The 17,118-nt window shown below is 56.5% G+C and carries 21 protein-coding genes and 1 pseudogene; 12 read left to right on the forward strand and 10 right to left on the reverse strand.

Features of this window, described 5'->3' with window-relative positions:
• Positions 1–58: 58 nt before the first annotated feature.
• Positions 59–1,453, reverse strand: coding sequence for a protein adenylyltransferase SelO (locus NO364_RS06855; RefSeq protein ID WP_257628881.1), 1,395 nt, complete (start codon positions 1,451–1,453; stop codon positions 59–61).
• A gap of 238 nt (positions 1,454–1,691) precedes the next feature.
• Here NO364_RS06855 and NO364_RS06860 point away from each other — a divergent pair, with 238 nt between their 5' ends.
• From NO364_RS06860 to NO364_RS06870, 3 genes are all read left to right on the forward strand, one after another.
• Positions 1,692–1,976, forward strand: a complete 285-nt coding sequence (locus tag NO364_RS06860) for a type II toxin-antitoxin system HicB family antitoxin (RefSeq protein ID WP_157688135.1) — start codon at positions 1,692–1,694, stop codon at positions 1,974–1,976.
• A gap of 4 nt (positions 1,977–1,980) precedes the next feature.
• Complete coding sequence (locus tag NO364_RS06865) at positions 1,981–2,235, forward strand: type II toxin-antitoxin system HicA family toxin (RefSeq protein WP_257628882.1); 255 nt, start codon at positions 1,981–1,983, stop codon at positions 2,233–2,235.
• A gap of 258 nt (positions 2,236–2,493) precedes the next feature.
• The gene (locus NO364_RS06870; protein ID WP_257628883.1) at positions 2,494–3,000 is read left to right on the forward strand and encodes a DUF3592 domain-containing protein; all 507 of its coding nucleotides are present in this window, start codon (positions 2,494–2,496) and stop codon (positions 2,998–3,000) included.
• 9 nt (positions 3,001–3,009) lie between these two features.
• On the opposite strand, the gene NO364_RS06875 is transcribed toward NO364_RS06870, so the two are convergent.
• Together NO364_RS06875 and NO364_RS06880 are read right to left on the reverse strand one after the other, a co-directional pair.
• Entirely contained in the window at positions 3,010–3,648 is a 639-nt protein-coding gene (locus NO364_RS06875; protein WP_257628884.1) for an IS6 family transposase, read from the reverse strand.
• Positions 3,649–3,928: 280 nt separating this feature from the next.
• The gene (locus NO364_RS06880) at positions 3,929–4,159 is read right to left on the reverse strand and encodes a hypothetical protein (RefSeq protein WP_157688132.1); all 231 of its coding nucleotides are present in this window, start codon (positions 4,157–4,159) and stop codon (positions 3,929–3,931) included.
• A gap of 244 nt (positions 4,160–4,403) precedes the next feature.
• On the opposite strand from NO364_RS06880, the gene NO364_RS06885 reads away from it, so the two are divergent.
• A complete protein-coding gene (locus NO364_RS06885) occupies positions 4,404–4,787 on the forward strand; it encodes a DUF7475 family protein (RefSeq protein ID WP_157688131.1) in 384 nt (127 codons plus the stop codon).
• A 73-nt stretch (positions 4,788–4,860) separates the two neighbouring features.
• On the opposite strand, the gene NO364_RS18305 is transcribed toward NO364_RS06885, so the two are convergent.
• The 4 genes from NO364_RS18305 to dps are packed head-to-tail and all read right to left on the reverse strand — an operon-like array spanning position 4,861 to position 6,605.
• On the reverse strand, positions 4,861–5,010 hold the full coding sequence (locus NO364_RS18305) for a DUF7563 family protein (RefSeq protein WP_420191847.1): 150 nt from the start codon (positions 5,008–5,010) through the stop codon (positions 4,861–4,863).
• Between the two features lie 22 nt (positions 5,011–5,032).
• On the reverse strand, positions 5,033–5,515 hold the full coding sequence (locus NO364_RS06890; protein ID WP_157688130.1) for a thiol-disulfide oxidoreductase DCC family protein: 483 nt from the start codon (positions 5,513–5,515) through the stop codon (positions 5,033–5,035).
• A 7-nt stretch (positions 5,516–5,522) separates the two neighbouring features.
• The gene (locus NO364_RS06895; protein ID WP_257628885.1) at positions 5,523–5,906 is read right to left on the reverse strand and encodes a 2Fe-2S iron-sulfur cluster-binding protein; all 384 of its coding nucleotides are present in this window, start codon (positions 5,904–5,906) and stop codon (positions 5,523–5,525) included.
• A 39-nt stretch (positions 5,907–5,945) separates the two neighbouring features.
• Positions 5,946–6,605: a DNA protection during starvation protein gene (gene dps / locus NO364_RS06900; protein ID WP_157688128.1), complete on the reverse strand. Its 660-nt coding sequence runs from the start codon at positions 6,603–6,605 to the stop codon at positions 5,946–5,948.
• Between the two features lie 129 nt (positions 6,606–6,734).
• Between dps and NO364_RS06905 the strand changes: the two genes are divergently transcribed.
• The gene (locus tag NO364_RS06905; RefSeq protein ID WP_420191863.1) at positions 6,735–7,484 is read left to right on the forward strand and encodes a helix-turn-helix domain-containing protein; all 750 of its coding nucleotides are present in this window, start codon (positions 6,735–6,737) and stop codon (positions 7,482–7,484) included.
• A 134-nt stretch (positions 7,485–7,618) separates the two neighbouring features.
• Here NO364_RS06905 and NO364_RS06910 read toward each other — a convergent pair whose 3' ends face one another.
• Positions 7,619–8,257 carry an IS6 family transposase gene (locus NO364_RS06910; protein WP_257628887.1) on the reverse strand — a complete coding sequence of 213 codons (639 nt, stop codon included), beginning with the start codon at positions 8,255–8,257 and terminating at the stop codon, positions 7,619–7,621.
• A gap of 519 nt (positions 8,258–8,776) precedes the next feature.
• On the opposite strand from NO364_RS06910, the gene NO364_RS06915 reads away from it, so the two are divergent.
• Together NO364_RS06915 and NO364_RS06920 are read left to right on the forward strand one after the other, a co-directional pair.
• Positions 8,777–10,225, forward strand: a complete 1,449-nt coding sequence (locus tag NO364_RS06915) for a cytochrome ubiquinol oxidase subunit I (protein WP_157691054.1) — start codon at positions 8,777–8,779, stop codon at positions 10,223–10,225.
• Positions 10,218–11,213: a cytochrome d ubiquinol oxidase subunit II gene (locus NO364_RS06920; RefSeq protein WP_257628888.1), complete on the forward strand. Its 996-nt coding sequence runs from the start codon at positions 10,218–10,220 to the stop codon at positions 11,211–11,213. The genes NO364_RS06915 and NO364_RS06920 overlap by 8 nt, the downstream gene beginning before the upstream one ends.
• 897 nt (positions 11,214–12,110) lie before the next feature.
• Here NO364_RS06920 and NO364_RS18310 read toward each other — a convergent pair.
• Positions 12,111–12,290, reverse strand: a pseudogene (locus tag NO364_RS18310) (transposase); the annotation flags it as partial.
• A 2-nt stretch (positions 12,291–12,292) separates the two neighbouring features.
• Entirely contained in the window at positions 12,293–12,718 is a 426-nt protein-coding gene (locus NO364_RS06925; RefSeq protein ID WP_157688126.1) for a Tfx family DNA-binding protein, read from the reverse strand.
• Positions 12,719–12,781: 63 nt separating this feature from the next.
• Between NO364_RS06925 and NO364_RS06930 the strand changes: the two genes are divergently transcribed.
• The 5 genes from NO364_RS06930 to NO364_RS06950 all read left to right on the forward strand — a co-directional run bounded on the left by NO364_RS06930 (position 12,782) and on the right by NO364_RS06950 (position 17,054).
• The gene (locus tag NO364_RS06930; RefSeq protein ID WP_257628889.1) at positions 12,782–13,795 is read left to right on the forward strand and encodes an extracellular solute-binding protein; all 1,014 of its coding nucleotides are present in this window, start codon (positions 12,782–12,784) and stop codon (positions 13,793–13,795) included.
• A complete protein-coding gene (locus NO364_RS06935; RefSeq protein ID WP_257628890.1) occupies positions 13,796–14,611 on the forward strand; it encodes a molybdate ABC transporter permease subunit in 816 nt (271 codons plus the stop codon).
• Positions 14,608–15,663 (forward strand): ABC transporter ATP-binding protein, encoded by a 1,056-nt coding sequence (locus NO364_RS06940; RefSeq protein WP_257628891.1) that lies wholly within the window; start codon positions 14,608–14,610, stop codon positions 15,661–15,663. The genes NO364_RS06935 and NO364_RS06940 overlap by 4 nt, the downstream gene beginning before the upstream one ends.
• A gap of 660 nt (positions 15,664–16,323) precedes the next feature.
• Entirely contained in the window at positions 16,324–16,614 is a 291-nt protein-coding gene (locus NO364_RS06945) for an AbrB/MazE/SpoVT family DNA-binding domain-containing protein (protein WP_157688122.1), read from the forward strand.
• Positions 16,611–17,054 carry a PIN domain-containing protein gene (locus tag NO364_RS06950; RefSeq protein ID WP_257628892.1) on the forward strand — a complete coding sequence of 148 codons (444 nt, stop codon included), beginning with the start codon at positions 16,611–16,613 and terminating at the stop codon, positions 17,052–17,054. The genes NO364_RS06945 and NO364_RS06950 overlap by 4 nt, the downstream gene beginning before the upstream one ends.
• Positions 17,055–17,118 lie beyond the last annotated feature (64 nt).

Consider the following 17,118-nt stretch of genomic DNA (forward strand, 5'->3'; position numbering starts at 1 on the left):
CGGCTTCATCCCCGTCCTGAAGGACGAGGCTTTCGCCTCGATTTTCCGTAATATCCGCTCAAGTATTACAGTACGTTGTATACTCTGCATCGAACTCTCGTGGCGGTGGTTGCTGGAATTGTGGACCCATGTCCTTCGATGTATAGGGGTTTTCCAACACGGTCAGTAACCTCTTGAATTTGGATAGATACCGGGTTTCGAGATACTCATCCAGTGCCTCTTCAACTAGGTAGTTGCGGGGGATATACCGCGGATTGGCTTCCTGCATCAACTCCTCATCCAGGCCGACAGCAGCCAACTTATTCCTAAGCCGTTCGAATTCTGCAGTTGCAAACGCTGGGTCATCAAACGTACCGGGCGTCTCTAATTCGAGGAACGTATTGGTATAGTCTGCGTTCGATTTGCGAAGCCACTCCAAGAATTCATCGACGAGTTCTTTCTCGCCATCTGAGTTGATCCCCAGTTTCCTCCGCATCATCGTGTAGTATTGCGCGTCAAATCGATCCTCGAACTCGTCTAGTTTGCCTTCGATTTCATCATACGTGAGCGCTGACTGTGTACACAGCGGTTGGAGTGCCTCTGCGAACCGTTCGAGATTCCACCGCAAGATGGGTCGCTGGTTTCCGAATGCATATCGCCCGTGCTTATCGATTGAGCTGAACACCGTCTCCTCATTATAGTAATTCATGAAGGCACAGGGTCCGTAATCAAATGTTTCTCCATCGATACTCATATTGTCCGTATTCATGACGCCATGAATGAATCCGACACGTAACCAGTCAACGACCATCTCGATCGACGACTGCATGACTGCATCGAAGAACTCTAGGTACGTACGATCTTTTTCATTTAATTGCGGGTAGTGCCGGTCAATAACGTAGTCAGTGAATCGCCGTAGTTCGTCGGATGCCTGGCCTGCAACGTACTGGAAGGTCCCGTATCGAATGTGACTGTTCATCACTCGGACAAGGGTGGCTCCAGGTTCTGTCTGTCGTCGTTCGACTGCTTCGTCAGTTTCGACGACTGCCAGAATTCTCGATGTTTTGATGTTTAGATTCTGCATCGCATATGAATACAGATACTCTCTGAGCATCGAGCTGACAGTTGCGTTGCCATCGCCTCTTCCGGAGTACGGCGTTCGACCGGACCCTTTCAGTTGAATATCGTATCTATTACCATCGTGCACATGTTCGCCGAGTATCATCGCTCTCCCATCGCCCAAGACGGTAAAACTTCCATACTGGTGGCCTGCATATGCTTGGGCGATTGGTTCTTCCAAACGGTCCTGGCCTGCTAGAATCTTAGCATTGAGCTTCGTTATATCCAATCCAAGATCAGCACATAGCCCGTCATTAAGAACCAAAATTTTGGGATTAGCGATACTTTTGGGCGTTACTCTCGAATAGAGGTTCGAGTCTAAATCCTTGTAAGTGGTATCAAATGAAAAGACCATTTGATTTCATATGTTGTCATGTTGCTTGCTTCAAGAATCTTGTCTTTGGAAATATTAATCATCGATCGATTAGAGAGGTTCAAATTGGCGTGTACTGCATAGACGCTCTGTATCGGTCACGCCTCTACTGGCAGACGATGAGGAGATCGGAACGGCGGCGCTGCATACAGTGCGCGAATGCAGCACGGAGTCCACTATACACACCAGATTTATTCGACTCCCAAGTCTCTCTGGTGATATGAGTACAGACATCGACGACCCCGGCGACGAGGAGCCCACACTACCGGTCAACATTTCACTATCGCTTGGCGAGAGCGGCGACATGTGGGTCGCTCGTGACGAAGACACCGGTGTCACGTCACAAGGACAGACCCGAGAGGCCGCGCTCGAAAACCTTGACGAGGCCGTTGTCGGCTATCACGGTGCCGGAGAGTCACCGAGCGACGAGGAGCTCCGTGCGATGGGGATTGACCCGAAACAGAACACCTCCGGGTCGCTGGACGAGTCTGACGTGTTCCAGTGACCGCATGGCACACGGACCGTTTTCCGGCAAGGAGATCGTGAAGGTGATGGTGAACAGCGGTATCTACGAGTGGGACCGAACGAACGGGGACCACGCGATTCTCCGCTGGGAACCGCCCGCAGACCACGATTCGGACGCGCGCACTGTTCCGGTCCCGCTGCATGACGAGGTCGATATGGGGACCTTGCGGAGCATCGCCGAGCAGGCCGGCGCAAAGGATTTCGAAGAATTCTGTGCGTGGATCGAGCGTAATAGTTAGCTCATACTGGTCTGACGTGGTCCAGTGATGACTGACTGCTGAATAGACGCTCTATATCGGTCAACTCGTTATTGGCAGAAATCGAGTAATTAACGAAGGCTCTGCTACATAGACAGCGCGTATCTCGCACACTACTGCGATCAGAACAGATCGGAAGAATCGGCCAATACGGAAAGCTGTGTAGTGCGTTGTGCGCCAACCGACTTCGTGAATTTTACAAATCGCCGTTAGTTGGCACCCGATGAACGGGAGGCTGCTATGACCGAGAGCTCCAGCTTCAGTATTGATGGGCCAGACACGCTTCGGGGTGCGTTGATACTTTTTATTGTGGGCCTTGGGATCACCGGTTACGGTGCGTACGACTATGTTCAGCAGTCCGATGCAATGCGGAATGCCGCTGAAGTTGATGCCACCATCACCGAGATGGATGTTGTAACCGAAAGCTCCATTGGTGGAGCAGCAGGAGGCGAAATCAGTTACGAGCCTCGGGTCGAGTTCAGGTACAAATATCAGGGCACGACATACACCGGAACGAACGTCTTTCCCGCTGATATCAACCCCGAATACGACAAGTCGAACGCCGAGGCAGTCATCGACGAGTATGAAGAAGGGGAGTCCGTCACCGCGTATGTCGATTCAACAGACCCGGATCACGCGTTCTTGAAGAACAAAACGTCGAACCAGCCGCTAATAGCCGCCGGAATCGGTGCTATGATTTCAGTTTTGGGAGCTGTATCGGCCCTGAAAAAGTACCGGACGAACTGAATGGTCGCGTTAACTTTGGCATCGATTCCACCAGACGGCGAGGGCTTGGAGCCACGATTCTGCGGTCGTCGGCTCCACGTGGTTGAACGTATTTGAAAACGAAGAGGTTCGTCGTTTTACTTCTCTAAATAGACGTTCGACAGCATTCCGATTGCCATGGAGTTCGTATCTGCAATCGAGGCCGTGTCGATCGAGGGCAGTTTTGAGCCACTGAGCATCGTCGACGAGAAACACGGCGGTTTCGACGTCGTGTTTCTCACGTAATTCACTCAGGAAGATTTCGGTGAGACCGGTCGTATACGTGCTAAAGAGCCGGATATGAAGGAATGTGTTCGTTTCAGGATCGATGGCGGCGTACAGCCAGTATTGCTGATCGTTGATTCGAATCACAGTTTCGTCGAGTGCAACGTGATTCGGGCTCGCACCGCCTTCGGGCTGTAGATCGGCCTTCTGCACCCAGTTGTGGACGGCCGTTCGAGAGCGTTCGACACCTAACCTCTCAAGAATCGAGATGGTATTCGAAAGTGATAGTCCTGCCACGTGCATCTGAATACCGAGTCGCATCGCGAACTCGGGTGTCCGCTGACGCTCCACAAAATCTAATTCGATCCAGTCGCTATCGTCGCTGAGGCGTGTGATTTCTGGCATAGAGCACTACGAAATCATCACGCCTCACTCTTCACGCTTAACTTGACACGACCGATGCCGGCACGAAAGAACTCTTCAGTCTCCGCGACCCGGTCCAGCAGTCGGCCAACGGCTTGGCGATACATCTCCCGCATTTGTTCGATGGAGAGGTCTCGCACATGCTCGCGATGGGCGTGGCCGAGTGGTGTATAGACCGGCACACCACATCTGGATGCGTAGTGTGCCGAATATCTTGGCTTTACACTGAATCTGCCGGACTGTAACTCACCGGCCGCCGAACTCAGTCTTCCAGTCCGAAATCTGCGAGCGAGTGTGTGTGATGCCAGAAGGCCACCACTTCATCGACATCGAACGTGAGGACACCATCGGTCAATTCGATCGTGATGACACCCTCTTCAATCTCCGTATCATGGAGATGCATCTCCAGTGGTTCGTCGAATTCTGAGACTGCGAGCATCAGTTCTCCCTTTGCATCGAGTTCCGATTGTAGCTCTGCTGTTTCTACTACCATTGCATTAACTAATGTAAGTTGTGGAAATGTAAATATATATTATCGTCTTCAAAATCCTATTTCGCCGTAACGTTTTATTACCTGGATTTTCGAGGGTATTCGTCCACCAGTATCTATTGTCTTGGCCGGATCAGGCGAACCTGGCTTTGATGTGCGGCGTACTGCATTCGCGGGCAGTATCTTGCATTCATTACTAGTCTGGCATCCTTGATCTATGTGACCGCTCAGTCGACCACAGAGCGCGATGGATCGTATTTCAACCCAGCCGGCAGATCCGGTCGGATATCTTGCGATTCTCGCGGCGTTGGTGACGGGCGTAATCCACCTCCTGTTAGGACCACGCGTGATGGGATTCAGTCAACTGATGGGAATCCTGTTTATTCTGAACGGGCTCGGGTTCCTCGGTGGGATCGCACTGTACGTCACATCGTACTGGCGTCGAGAACTGTATCTCGTAGCCGCCGGCTACGCCATTATCACGATTATCGCGCTATTTGCTTTCCAGGGCGTTAGCCTTGATGCATTCTACATGGGTAAGTCGCTTAATCACATGGCTGTCGGCTCGAAAGTTGCAGAACTCGTTGTCGCAGTCTGTGTTGGGTATCTGTACACCCAAACTACTCCCTGACTACAGGTATTACCGTCCGAGTCCGCTCGAAGCCCCGGTCAGAACGTTGCTGTACTGGATGGAGATGCCGCTCTCAGTGATCGGGCCGTCGCTCACGCGTCACCTCAGCGATCCCAGCATTCGCGGAACAGCTGGGACAGGCATATACACGTCCGTTTTCGTCACCGAACACTCGCGCAAACTGCTCGGAAACGTGTTCGTCACAGGTTTCACAGACTGGCATATCCTGTGTCCTCCAGGGCTATTTAGTGGGATCCTCCAGTCCTGTGGATCCGTCGAGCGTTTGCTGCGAGCGTCTGATACTCGGCAGCAGCAGCATTGAGCGAACGCGTCCCGTCGAGATTGGCTGGCTCCCGCTTCGCACCGGCGACGCCCCGCACCGCGTCACCGACGCGCTCGAAGTTGTCCGCGACGATATCCTGGACGAGCGTCGGGATCCCAGCACGGTCACACAGTTCGCCTGCAGCGGCCGGGCCGATCCACAGCCGGTCCGCCCTTCCGTCGACAAGTACCAGCGCGAACGGCGGATCGTCGAACTGGGCCGCGAGGAGCTGCTGTGCAGCGTCGTTGTTCCACTTGACGACGCCAATTTCGGGGAGCTGTCGGAGTGCCGTCGCTGCTGCCGAACAGAAAGGACACTCCCCATCAAAAATGAGGACTGCCTCGTAGGCTGGCTCTGCGTGATCCGTGTCGACCGTTTCAGTCGACTGTGTATCATTCGTACTCATGATCTGTCTACGAGTCCAATTTTGAGTTGCCGGGTGGCCGGTCGTTGGCCGCCCTGAACTCCAGAAAGTCGTCGTACTGGTCGACGACGACGGTCGTATCGGTTCGTGGCTTCGCAGTGCAGGGCAGGATGTAGCCAGCCTCGTCGTCCTCGTCGTAGTACCGACGCGCGTTCGGGTGGACAACGTCGCCGTCGACGAGGCGGGCGGCACAGGTGGTACACCAGCCCTGCTGGCAGTCGGCCGGCAGCCACACACCCGCCGAACGCGCGGCCGTGAGGATCGTCTCGTCCGCGCCGACTTCGAGGTCGTACGTCTCACCGGCCTCGTCCAGCGACGAATCCTCGGGAACGACGATCGTGACAGTCCACGTTTCGTTCGACGATCGTGTCATCACAGGGGAAGATGGGGTTGGGAGCGCCGACGACCGGGATCAGGCCGAGTCGTTGAACCGGTTGTTCGTCGAGTAGGGGGCGTCGCCCGGTTCGCCGCGGGCGAAGTGACCGGCCGGGTTGATCTCGTCGTCCCGTTCCTTGCTCAGTAGCTCGATGAACCAGGCTTCGTGGTCCATCTCCTCGTTGAGGATTCGCTGGGCCATGTCGTAGGTGCGCGGGTCGGCACCGCGAGTCATGTCACAGATCTCGCTCCATGTCCGGATGGCACACCGCTCTGCCTCCAGCAGCACCTCCAGAATATCCTCGACCTCCAGGTCGGACGTGTCGAACCCGCCGTTGTCGTCCATCGGCGTCGGCACTTCAGCGTCGGGACAGGACGCGCGATCCGCGAAGTCACGGATGTCGTTCGGAAGCGATCCCTCTAGCTCGTAGATCCGGGGCACGACCAGCTCGAAGTGGGCTCGATCTTCGAGACGGGCGTCCTCGGTGATCTCCTTGTAGTCTTCCTCGCCGGCGAGGTGCATCCGGAGGTTCGTGTAGTAGTAGTACGTCGTGAACTCCGCCCCGATGGCATCGATCAGTTTCTCGCGGAGTTCCTCGGGGTCGACACCACGCTCGCGAATCACTTCGGCCCCGACTCGTTTGCTCGTGTCGCCCGGTTCCACCGAACCGCTGCCGTGTTCTTTCCCGTCGGACATCGCATTCCTACGTACTCCGGGAGTAGCAATCAAACTTGGTTTAGCAATAACCAACTATCTGTATCAAATAGTTACTTGAGTCCGAAATGACGGTGTTTTTGTCTTAGAAGTGATTAGCTTTAGATGAAAATGACCGGTGAGGCCGTGAGGATCGACGAGACCCGTGAGTTCGAGTTCGTCCTCCAGTTCGAGTCGGGGACCGACGAGTTGATGGACATCTTCCGGCAGTACGAGAGTCTCTCACTGTGGTCGTCCGCGATTTTCGTGAATGACAATCATATGTGGCGACTCGATCACGCCAAGGGAACCGACGAAGCGCTGAGCGCGTTCGACGGGGTGTTCCTCGACGAGACCCGCTGTAACGAGTGCTTTGATGTCGACAATTGTGATACGGCGCGCTCGTATCAGGTCCTTGATCGTCAGGAGACGAGTCGAACGATCTACACCCTCCGTCGGGAGATCAAGAAATGTCACTCACTCCCACGTTTTGTTCTCGATCACGTCCAAGAGGGGACCGTGTTCGAGTCCCGCCGCGTCGGCGACGAGTACCGCTGGCGCGTCCTCTTTCCTGGCGACTATCCGATCGGTGATGTGTATGACACGATGGAATCCCACCTTCGCGATGGAGTATCGCTCTCGGTATCGCACATCACCAGTGCCGGCAATTGGAACGCCACCGAGCGGATCGCCACGGACTTCTCGCCGGAGCACTGGCAAGTGTTGAAAACCGCAGTCACGCATGGTTACTACGAACGACCGCGGGAAGTGTCCGTCTCCGATCTGGCGTCAATACTCGACGAACCCCGTTCGACGGTCCAGTATCGGCTTCGGACTGCCGAAGACCGCATTGTGTCGCAGTTTGTCGAGCAGACACTCTAATGGGGGCAATAGAAGGGAGATAGCTCCATATGCATTGATCGGTCTCAGCCCGAGCCACGTAGCAATCGTCCGGTTCTGACTCACCAGGTTCGTTCTAGTGGTATCTGAGTTTTCGTGTCGGTTCACGGGTCGCGTTAACTTTGGCATCGATTCCACCAGACGGCGAGGGCTTGGAGCCACGATTCTGCTGTCGTCGGCTCAACGTGGCTGAACGTATTTGAAAATGAAGAGGTTCGTCGTTTTACCTCACGAAATAGACGTTCGACGGCATTCCGATTGCCATGGAGTTCGTATCTGCAATCGAGGCCGTGTCGATCGAGAGCAGTTTGGAGCCATTGGGCATCGTCGACGAGAAACACGGCGGTTTCGACATCGTGTTTCTTGCGTAATTCACTCAGGAAGATTTCGGTGAGACCGGTCGTATACGTGCTAAAGAGCCGAATATGAAGGAATGTGTCTGTTTCAGGATCGATGGCGGCGTACAGCCAGTACTGCTGATCGTTGATTCGAATCACGGTTTCGTCAAGCGCAACGTGATTCGGGCTCGCACCGCCTTCGGGCTGTAAATCGGCCTTTTGCACCCAGTTGTGGACGGCCGTTCGAGAGCGTTCGACACCCAACCTCTCAAGAATCGAGATGGTATTCGAAAGTGATAGTCCAGCCACGTGAATCTGAATACCGAGCCGCATCGCGAACTCGGGTGTCCGCTGGCGCTCCACAAAATCTAATTCGATCCAGTCGCTACCATCGCTGAGGCGTGTGATTTCTGCCATAGACACTCAGAAATCAGCACGCCTCACTCTTCACGCTTAACTTGACACGACCGGTTCACGCGGAATCCCAACACCCGCATTCTGGGCTTCGCATTTAGATAGAGGATTGTTGGTGGAGAGCAGCCTGATGATTTTGTAAGAGCTGAACTACGCGATCGATCCTGAACTGGGGCGAAACCGGTTGACCGAGGAATCTCAGGGGACTCACCCGATGTACGAGATCCCAACCAACAATCTACGCCACAAGAGCGTCGATGTAATCCATTTCCTCGCCATAATATAGTAATCGTCGCCTCTACAGATGAGCAAGGCGAGTGCCTCGGGGCTTGACCCCGAGGCGGTTCACACACCCAATTCTGTCGGGTTAGCGTTTACCAAACTAAAGTCAACATAAAGAAAACGAGCTTCCTCTGAGGTGTACGAAAACTACGGGTCTAGTAATCAAAGCTGTTGTGGTGAATGCTCCAACGTGGGATCCGTGGGGCTACTCATAAGCTATTGTGCCGTAGCGGAAGATCGATGGGTCCAATCACACTACTGGGTGCCATCGACCCAGGATTGGTGACGTTCCTCTCACCGGAACTCGCGAGCCGCATACAGTTCGGATGGACGATCTCCGTTCACATCATCTTCGCGTCCCTTTCGATCGGGCTCGCACCGTTTATTATCTACTTCACCTGGAAAGACGTGCGGACGAACGAGCAGCGGTATGCGCGATTGCGCTCGTTCTGGGTGAAGGTGTTCGCCGCCGGCTTCGTGATGGGTACAGTCACCGGGATTCCGATGAGCTTCCAGTTCGGTACAAACTTCCCACAGTTCGCCGAGGTAGCCGGTGAACTGATCGGCGGCCCGCTGGCCTTCGAAGCGAAGATGGCGTTCTTCTTAGAGGCCGTCTTCCTCGGCGTGTTGCTATACGGCCGTGACCGCGTCAAAGACCGGACATACGTCCTCTCATCAGTGCTCGTCGGCTTCGGCGCCTGGCTGTCGGGGTTCTGGATCCTGATCGTCAACGCTTGGATGCAGACCCCACGGGGCTACGAGATGGTCACCCGCAACGGGATGGAAGTCGCCAAACTAACCGATCCGTTCGCCGCGTTCCTCACCCCGCGAATGCCCTGGATGTACGTCCATATGATGAACGCGTCGGTGATCTCGGTCGCACTGCTGGTCGCGGGCGTCTCGGCGTACATCGTCTGGAAAAAGCCCGACACTGAAGCCTGGAACACCGCACTCAAGCTGGCTGTCGTACTCCTGATCATCTCCGCACCGTTCCAAGCGGTCCACGGCGACGCCTATGGCCGCCACGTTGAGGACACCCAGCCACAGAAGTTTGCCGCGATGGAGGCTCACTACGAGACGGGGCAGGCCGACCTACACCTGCTCGCGTTTCCGAAGTCACCTGAGGGACTCACCGACCCGCGAGCCGAGAACCTTGTCACCGTGAGCCTCCCCGCAGTTGGGTCGTTCCTCGCCAGCGGCGGGGACTTCGACGCCGAGGTCATCGGACTGAACGAGTACGAGGAGAACCCCCCGGTAGCACTCGTGTTCTGGTCGTTCCGCTTCATGGTCGGGCTCGGATTCCTGTTCATCGGGTTGGCACTGTGGGGCGGTTACCTCATGTACCGCGGGCGGCTGTCCGACAGCACACGCTACCTGAAGGCGATGATCGCTGCATCGCCGTTCGGCTACGCTGCGTTGCTCACCGGCTGGTACGTCACCGAGATCGGCCGGCAGCCGTGGGTCATCCAGGGCGAGCTCAAGACGAGCGAGGCGGTGTCATCGACGCTCACCGGGGCCGAGGCGACACTGACCCTGGTTGCGTTCGTCGTGCTCTACGTCGGGCTGATACTGACTGCGCTGTACATCCTGAAGTGGCTGGTCCGGGAGGAACTCCGGTCACTCGGCCTCCGAGAGTCGAGTGGCGACCGCTGGCACGGCCCGATTCCGTGGGTGAGTAGCGATGACTGACCCGCTGTTGCCCGTCGATGCGTACCTCGTTAAGTCCCTGCCGGAGATCTGGTTCGGCGCCGTGCTGTTCTCGTTGGGGATGTACGTCGTCCTCGACGGGTTCGACTTCGGTATCGGGATGCTGTACGCGACCCGGACGGACGAACGCGAGCGGGAGACATTCCTGGCGGCGTTCGGACCGGTCTGGGACGCGAACGAAGTGTGGATCGTCGCCTTCGGGACGATGCTGCTGGCGGCGTTCCCGCGCGTGTACTCGCGCTTGCTGGCGGACAACTATCTGCTCGCGCTCGGGTTCGTCCTCGCGTTGGTGTTCCGCGGACTCGGTCCGGAACTCCGCGAGCAGCGCGACGACGAGCGCTGGAAGCGCTACACCGACTACGCTTTCATCGGCGGGAGCGTGTTTGCGCCGCTCCTGTTGGGGATGCTCGCGGGTCGCTGGCTGTTCGGCGGGGCGACGCTACCAGTGGCGTTGACTGGCGTCGGCCTGGTCGCCGTCTCGATAGTCACGGGGGCGGCGTTCCTCGCAGCCAGGACCGAGCCCGGTCTGGCATCGGAACTGCGACCGTACGGCATCGGTGCGACACTGGCGTACCTTGGCGGTGTGGTCGTGCTGCTGGGAACCGTCGTCCTGACCGCTTCGGGCGGCGCTGCCGACGCGGTGCTCTCGCTGCCCGTCGCTGCAGTCGTCGCTCTCTCGATCGCAGTCGGGCTGGGCGGGAGCGTACTGGCCAGACGCGGCCGGTACCGAGCCTGGCTCGCGAGCGCGCTGGCGCTGCCCACACTGTTGACGACCTTGGTCGCAATTCTGCTGTACCCGACGATTTATCCGCTGACCGGGCTGTTGGTTAGAGAAGCGGTCGTGTCGCCACTAGCGCTGAATCTCGTGACCGTCCTCGGGTTTCCGGTCCTGCTGTTGGTACTGTGGTACTTCAAGTTCCTCTACGGCGTGTTTAGCGGCCCAATCGAGGGTGGGGGCTACGGGGGGTAACCCCACCAACCTCTCGTCGTTCCATTCTCCGCTCGGTACTGGTGACTCTCCGATCGGGGATGTGTACGATATGATGGAATCATGTCCTCGCGATAGTGTATCACTCTCGGTGTCACACATCGCCAGTGCCGGCAACTGGAACGCAACAGAGCGTATCGGCTTCGGACTGCCGAGGACCGCATTGTGTCGCAGTTTGTCGAGCAGACACTCCAGCTGGGGCCATCGAAGGAAGATAGTTCCATATGCATTGAGAACGCCGGTCTCAACTTCTGTGGGCTGGTGGAAGTTGAGACTACACCGGGTTTCGCGGGGCTGTGATGCGTGGTTTCGACCGAATCCGGTAGCCGAAACTGCTTCGGATCGCGTTCTAAACGGGCGTTCTTATACGCCGAACAGGCGCAATACCACAGCGTTCACGCCGTGGATACGCGCCGTCACTTGGGAGAGAATCCACGTTCGACAGCACTCCGAGTTTCGGAACATCGACGTTTAAGGACAGGCAGCCCTATTCATGGATAGGAATCGGTCGGAACGGAGCGGATTCCGTACCGTCCTTCGGAGGCGGCCTGTCCGCCCGCGTAACGAGGCAGTATCCGAAAGGGCAATCGGTGAACGCCACACCCTCGAAGGGTGTGCCCATGTGCCGACTGCTCAAAGCGGGTCAGACGATACCCCCGAGTCTGTTGACGCCTGCCGGCGTCCCCGTGGCACAAACAACACCGGGACGCCGTACATGGTCACGGATAGGGGTAACGGCGGCTTGGCACCGCCAGCAGTCCACCGGTCCGATACCGTGGGACTACCCGCGCCCGAAAAGGCTGGTAGTCCGGTGCTTGGGTTGCGAACCTGAAACTACCACCGCTCGGGATTCCTCCGCGTAAACGCGGAGGAGGATGTCAACGAGTCGTGTTCCTCGCGTCCAAACCAGGTTTCTGATACGACGCGTACGTCCGATTCCAGCCCAGCGAGCGAGGTCCGATCGTACAACGGTGTCGAGTCGTACACGGGCCACTCAGCGTGCGAACGCTGAGCGACACGTCGAAAAACGGTTCGCTGAGAATTACGAGCCGACGCCACACTCAGAAATCCTCGGTGAAAACCCTCACCTCGCCTTCGTTAGTAATTCCGACATCAATAGTCGTCTTCAGTTCGTTCTGGTTCGTACACTCTTCAAGAACCCCATAGAGATGGGTATAGAGCTCTGGACGACAGTAAGCGATTTTGATACCAGCTTCGTCTGCGTGTGAATAGACGCTGGCAACCAGCTTATCGAAACTTGTCCCCGGAGAGACGGAAAACTGGATCGGCGACCGAATCGTCCGGGCGAGTTCTAATGTTCGACGAGCCTTTTCGATGTTCTGTTCTGCCGCTCGTTCGATAGCACTGATATTCGAGTCAGTTGTCCCCAGTCGGTCCGCAACTTCCTGCTGTGTCTGCCCTTGCTCTCGGAGTTCGAGCACTTCCACCTGCCGCTCAGTCAATGTCGTCGATTCTGCAGAGGCCATATAGAGTCAAATAGATGTGTTTGAGATAAGCTTTTTTCTCAAACGTTTCTCTATCTCGTATGGATGACTGAGGGATCTCCTACTGCGCGACGACGATTTCTCCTGACTGCTGGCACTGCGGCCGTCGCTGGTATTGCGGGCTGTACAAGTGGGAGCAGTCGAGATAGTAGCCAACCGACGACGGTTGCCATCCTCGCAGCTGGCAGCCTCCAGAATGCATTAGCTAACGGACTCAAGCCTGCTGTGGATGTCCCAGTTGAAATCGAGGCGCACGGCTCTGCAACGATCGCTCGGATGATCGATGAAGGGCAACGCGATCCCGATATCGTCTCGGTCGCCGACGTGGCGCTCTTTGAAGAGCCACTCTCACCGTCGTGGTATTCCCTGTTTACCAGCAACTCAGTCGTCATCGCGTACAATCCGGACACAGATGGCGGGGAACGTCTGGCCGATGCCGGAACCGAGCGTTGGTACGAACCAATGGTCAACGGGAACGTGAACATCGGACGAACCGACCCCGATCAAGACCCGCTTGGATATCGTACACTCTTCATGCTCGAACTCGCCTCACGCTACTACGACGACGCATCGCGTCTCGGAGAACAGATCCTCCAACAAGAGCAGATCTATCCCGAAACATCGTTGATCAGTCAATTCGAGACTGGTTCCATCGACGCCGCAATCGCCTACCGCAACATGGCTGTCGAACGCGATTACGAGTACATCGAGTTGCCGGACCAGATCAATCTGAGTAATCCACGGTATGCCGAGGATTGGTACTCAACAACCTCGTACACACTGCCGAGCGGCCAGGAAATACGGGGCGGGCTCATCAGTTACGGCTCGACCATTCGGCACATGAGCGACGCTGCCGTTTCCGTGTTCGACATCCATACGACCGGGAGTTATCTCGAAGAGCACGGATTCCTCCTGCGCGATCAATTCCCTTCCTATACGGGTGACGTACCCCAGCGTGTCAGACAGGCAACCGACCAATCCAGCGAAAATCAATCCCGGCTCGGCGGATCCAACCAAGCATTATCGTCGACGGTCTCGGACATCACTGTCCTGGTTTGAATGGCGACAGGTTCACACTCGGATCGATCGGGAACGGGGACGTTCGGGTTCGACTGGCTCAGCGTTGCGCTCGTCCTCGGGGGCGTGCTACTCCTGTATTACGTTGTGCCCCTAGTGTCGTTGTTTCTCTCGGTACCGGCCGGGGAGATTCTTGCTCGGATGAACAATCCGACCGTCGTGGATTCGGCGACGACATCGGTTATGTCAGCGTCGGTTAGCACAGTCATCGCCACCCTGTTCGGCTTGCCGCTCGCATACTGGCTCGCACGCACCGACGGGGCCGTAACGAAGATAGTTCTCGCAGTCGTGATCCTCCCGTTGGTGCTCCCCCCGACGGTCGGCGGAATCGTGTTGCTCACTGTCTTCGGCCCCAGCTCGCCGCTCGGTGAAGCCGCGGTTGCTGCTGGGTTCCCACTCACACGGTCGCTCGCTGGGGTGGTACTGGCCCAGACATTCGTCGCGTCGCCGTTCGTGGTCGTCACCGCGAAAGCAGCGTTCGAAAGCGTCGATCAGACGCTCGAATACGCCTCTCGCTCGCTCGGAAAGAGCCGATGGACGACCGCCCGTAATGTGACGCTGCCCCTTGCTGGCCCGGGGATTCTCGCTGGCATAACGCTTGCCTTCGCACGGGCTATCGGCGAGTTCGGCGCGACGATGATGATGGCGTACTATCCCCGGACGATGCCGGTCCAGATCTGGGTGGCGTTTATCGAACTCGGCTTGGACAACGCCTATCCGGTGGCGATAATGTTAGTACTGATCGCTGCCGCGGCCCTGTTGATTCTCAATACCGTTGCCTCGAACCCATGGGAATGACACTCGAACTCTCCCGACTTCGCAAAGTCTACGGCCAGTTCGACTTCGGCCCGGTGAACCTGACGGTCGAGGAAGAAGTACTCGCCGTCTTGGGACCGTCTGGCAGTGGAAAGACGACGTTCCTCTCGCTAATCGCCGGGATCACCGGTCCCGATTCGGGATCGATTCAACTGGATGGGCGAGAACTGGTGGGCTTACCGCCCGAAGATCGACACGTGGGGATGGTCTTCCAGGAGGGGGCGCTCTTCCCACACATGACCGCCCGGAAAAACATCGAGTACGCGGCCACAGCCAGCCATTGCGTCGACGAACTCGCGACGCTTCTCGAATTAGAGGACGTGCTCAATAGAAAGCCTCCGACCCTCTCCGGTGGAGAACGACAACGAGTGGCACTCGCACGAACGTTGGCGACTGACCCGGACGTGCTACTCCTCGATGAGCCGTTGTCGAGTCTCGACGCGCCGATTCGGAAACGGCTTCGAGATGAACTGCACAGTCTGTTCGAATCGCTCGAAATTCCGATTCTCTACGTCACGCATGACCAGCGGACGGCGACGGCACTCGGTGATCGAATCGCTATCGTTCGGGATGGTGACCTCGAACAAGTAGGCTCGCCGTCGACGGTGCTCACTCGACCGACGAACCGATTTGTCGCCCGTTTTACCGGGAACGAGAACCTCTTTGATGGGACGGTGATCAACCAAACAACAGACGGAGCAACGGTTCGGTTTGGTGAGATCCAGTTCCAGACGACAGCGTCGGATATCCATACATCGACGGTGACGGTCTGTATTCATCCATCGCGGGTGGAAATCGAAGCCCCCTACATTGCCGACGGTGACCGAACGGAAAATACGGTCACAGGAACAGTTGCTCGCTGGTTGAATGAGGGGAGCGAATACCGAATCGATATCGAGACTGAAACGGGATCGATCACTCTCACGGCGAACGTTCGTCCGCCGACGTTCGAACGACTAGCGCTTGAGAATGGCTCAGGGGTACAAGTACGGATTCCACAAGATTCGATACATTTGATTCCGGGGCGTGAATAGTTTCGAGCCGAATACTCACTGATTCGCGCTTGGCAGGCATCCGTAGAGAGAACCGTATGCATCGAGACGACCGGTCTCAATTACTGTGGGCTGTGGAAGTTGAGACTTCGTTCAGAAGAAGGTGTAACGCGCAGAGACGTGAGTGCTGGAACGTAGCTACCGTGATTCTTCGACGAGAGCAGTCGTCGCGTTATCGACGATGTCATCCGCCAGACAACCCTGCCAGAAATCGATGTCCTCGTGGCCTGGATCCGTTCGATATCGCTGATTGTTCAACGAGTGTGTGCGCTCTACCTTTAGCAATCAGTCTTTTCCAAGGTGAGGTGGTCGCTGCCAACTATAGTAGCGATTGAAAGTCATTACACAGCCGATCGCAGTACTGCGTACGGTCGGCTGTGCAAACAGTTTCAATCGCTACTATAGGGTCGACCGTGCCAATCCGGGGCTGGTGGTACCACTGTTGGGGGATAATCGTTGTTATCCCCCAAATGGTGACCTACTCCGAACCGCCCGGCTACGTGACGATCACTGACAGTGCTCGACTCTCCCGTCCAGTCGTCTACGAGAGATTTTGACGGATTCGGGAACTACCACTTCAGTCGGGGAAGATAGGTAGCACGGAAGATATTTAGTAGTACAAATTCTAACTGTAATACAGAAATGTCTAGTAATACTGACGAGGGGGAAGTCATCCGCGTGTCCAAGAAGGGACAGGCGACGATCCCGAAGGAGCTGCGGGAACGGTTCGGTATCGACACGCCAGGAAAGGTACTCATCCACGAAGAGGACGGAAAGATCGTGGTCGAACCCCTCCCCTCGGTCGAAGAGATGCAGGGCGTCCACGCTGGTCGCTACGAGAAGGGGAAAGTCCTCGAGCATCTCCGGGAGATGAACGACGAGGACAAGAAGCTCGAACGTGAGCGCGATGAGCGACCCGAGCGGCATCAATGACGGATTACGTGTTCGACACAGAGCCGCTCATCGCGTATTTTTACGACGAACCCGGCGCTGCGGACGTAACCGAGCGGCTTCAGGCAATCGAAATCGAAGAGGCGAGCGGCGCGATCTCCCACGCCACGGCTACCGAAGTGGTGTACAAAATCGCGCGTCTCGAAACAGGCGACCCGAACCAAACGCCGCCTGGCAACGACGAGTTCGACACCGGGGAGGGGGACCTGCGCATTCTCCGCGGCTATGGGGTGACGATCGAGACGCCTTCTTGGAGTACTGTCGCCCGGATCAAAGGTGCAGGAGGCATCTCACTCGGTGATTCGTACGCTGCCGCGCTGGCGCTCGAGGAGGAGGCAACACTTGTCGTTGGAGCGGATCCGGAGTTCGGCGATCTGTCTGAGGATATCGACTTGCATCGAATCCGTGAAGAATTCGTTTAACACACACTGGACACCGATTTTCGTCGCCTCGTCCGGGCAATAACCGTGCATTCGCTGGACAGCT

Source organism: Haloplanus salinarum (assembly GCF_024498175.1).
GTDB lineage: Archaea > Halobacteriota > Halobacteria > Halobacteriales > Haloferacaceae > Haloplanus > Haloplanus salinarum.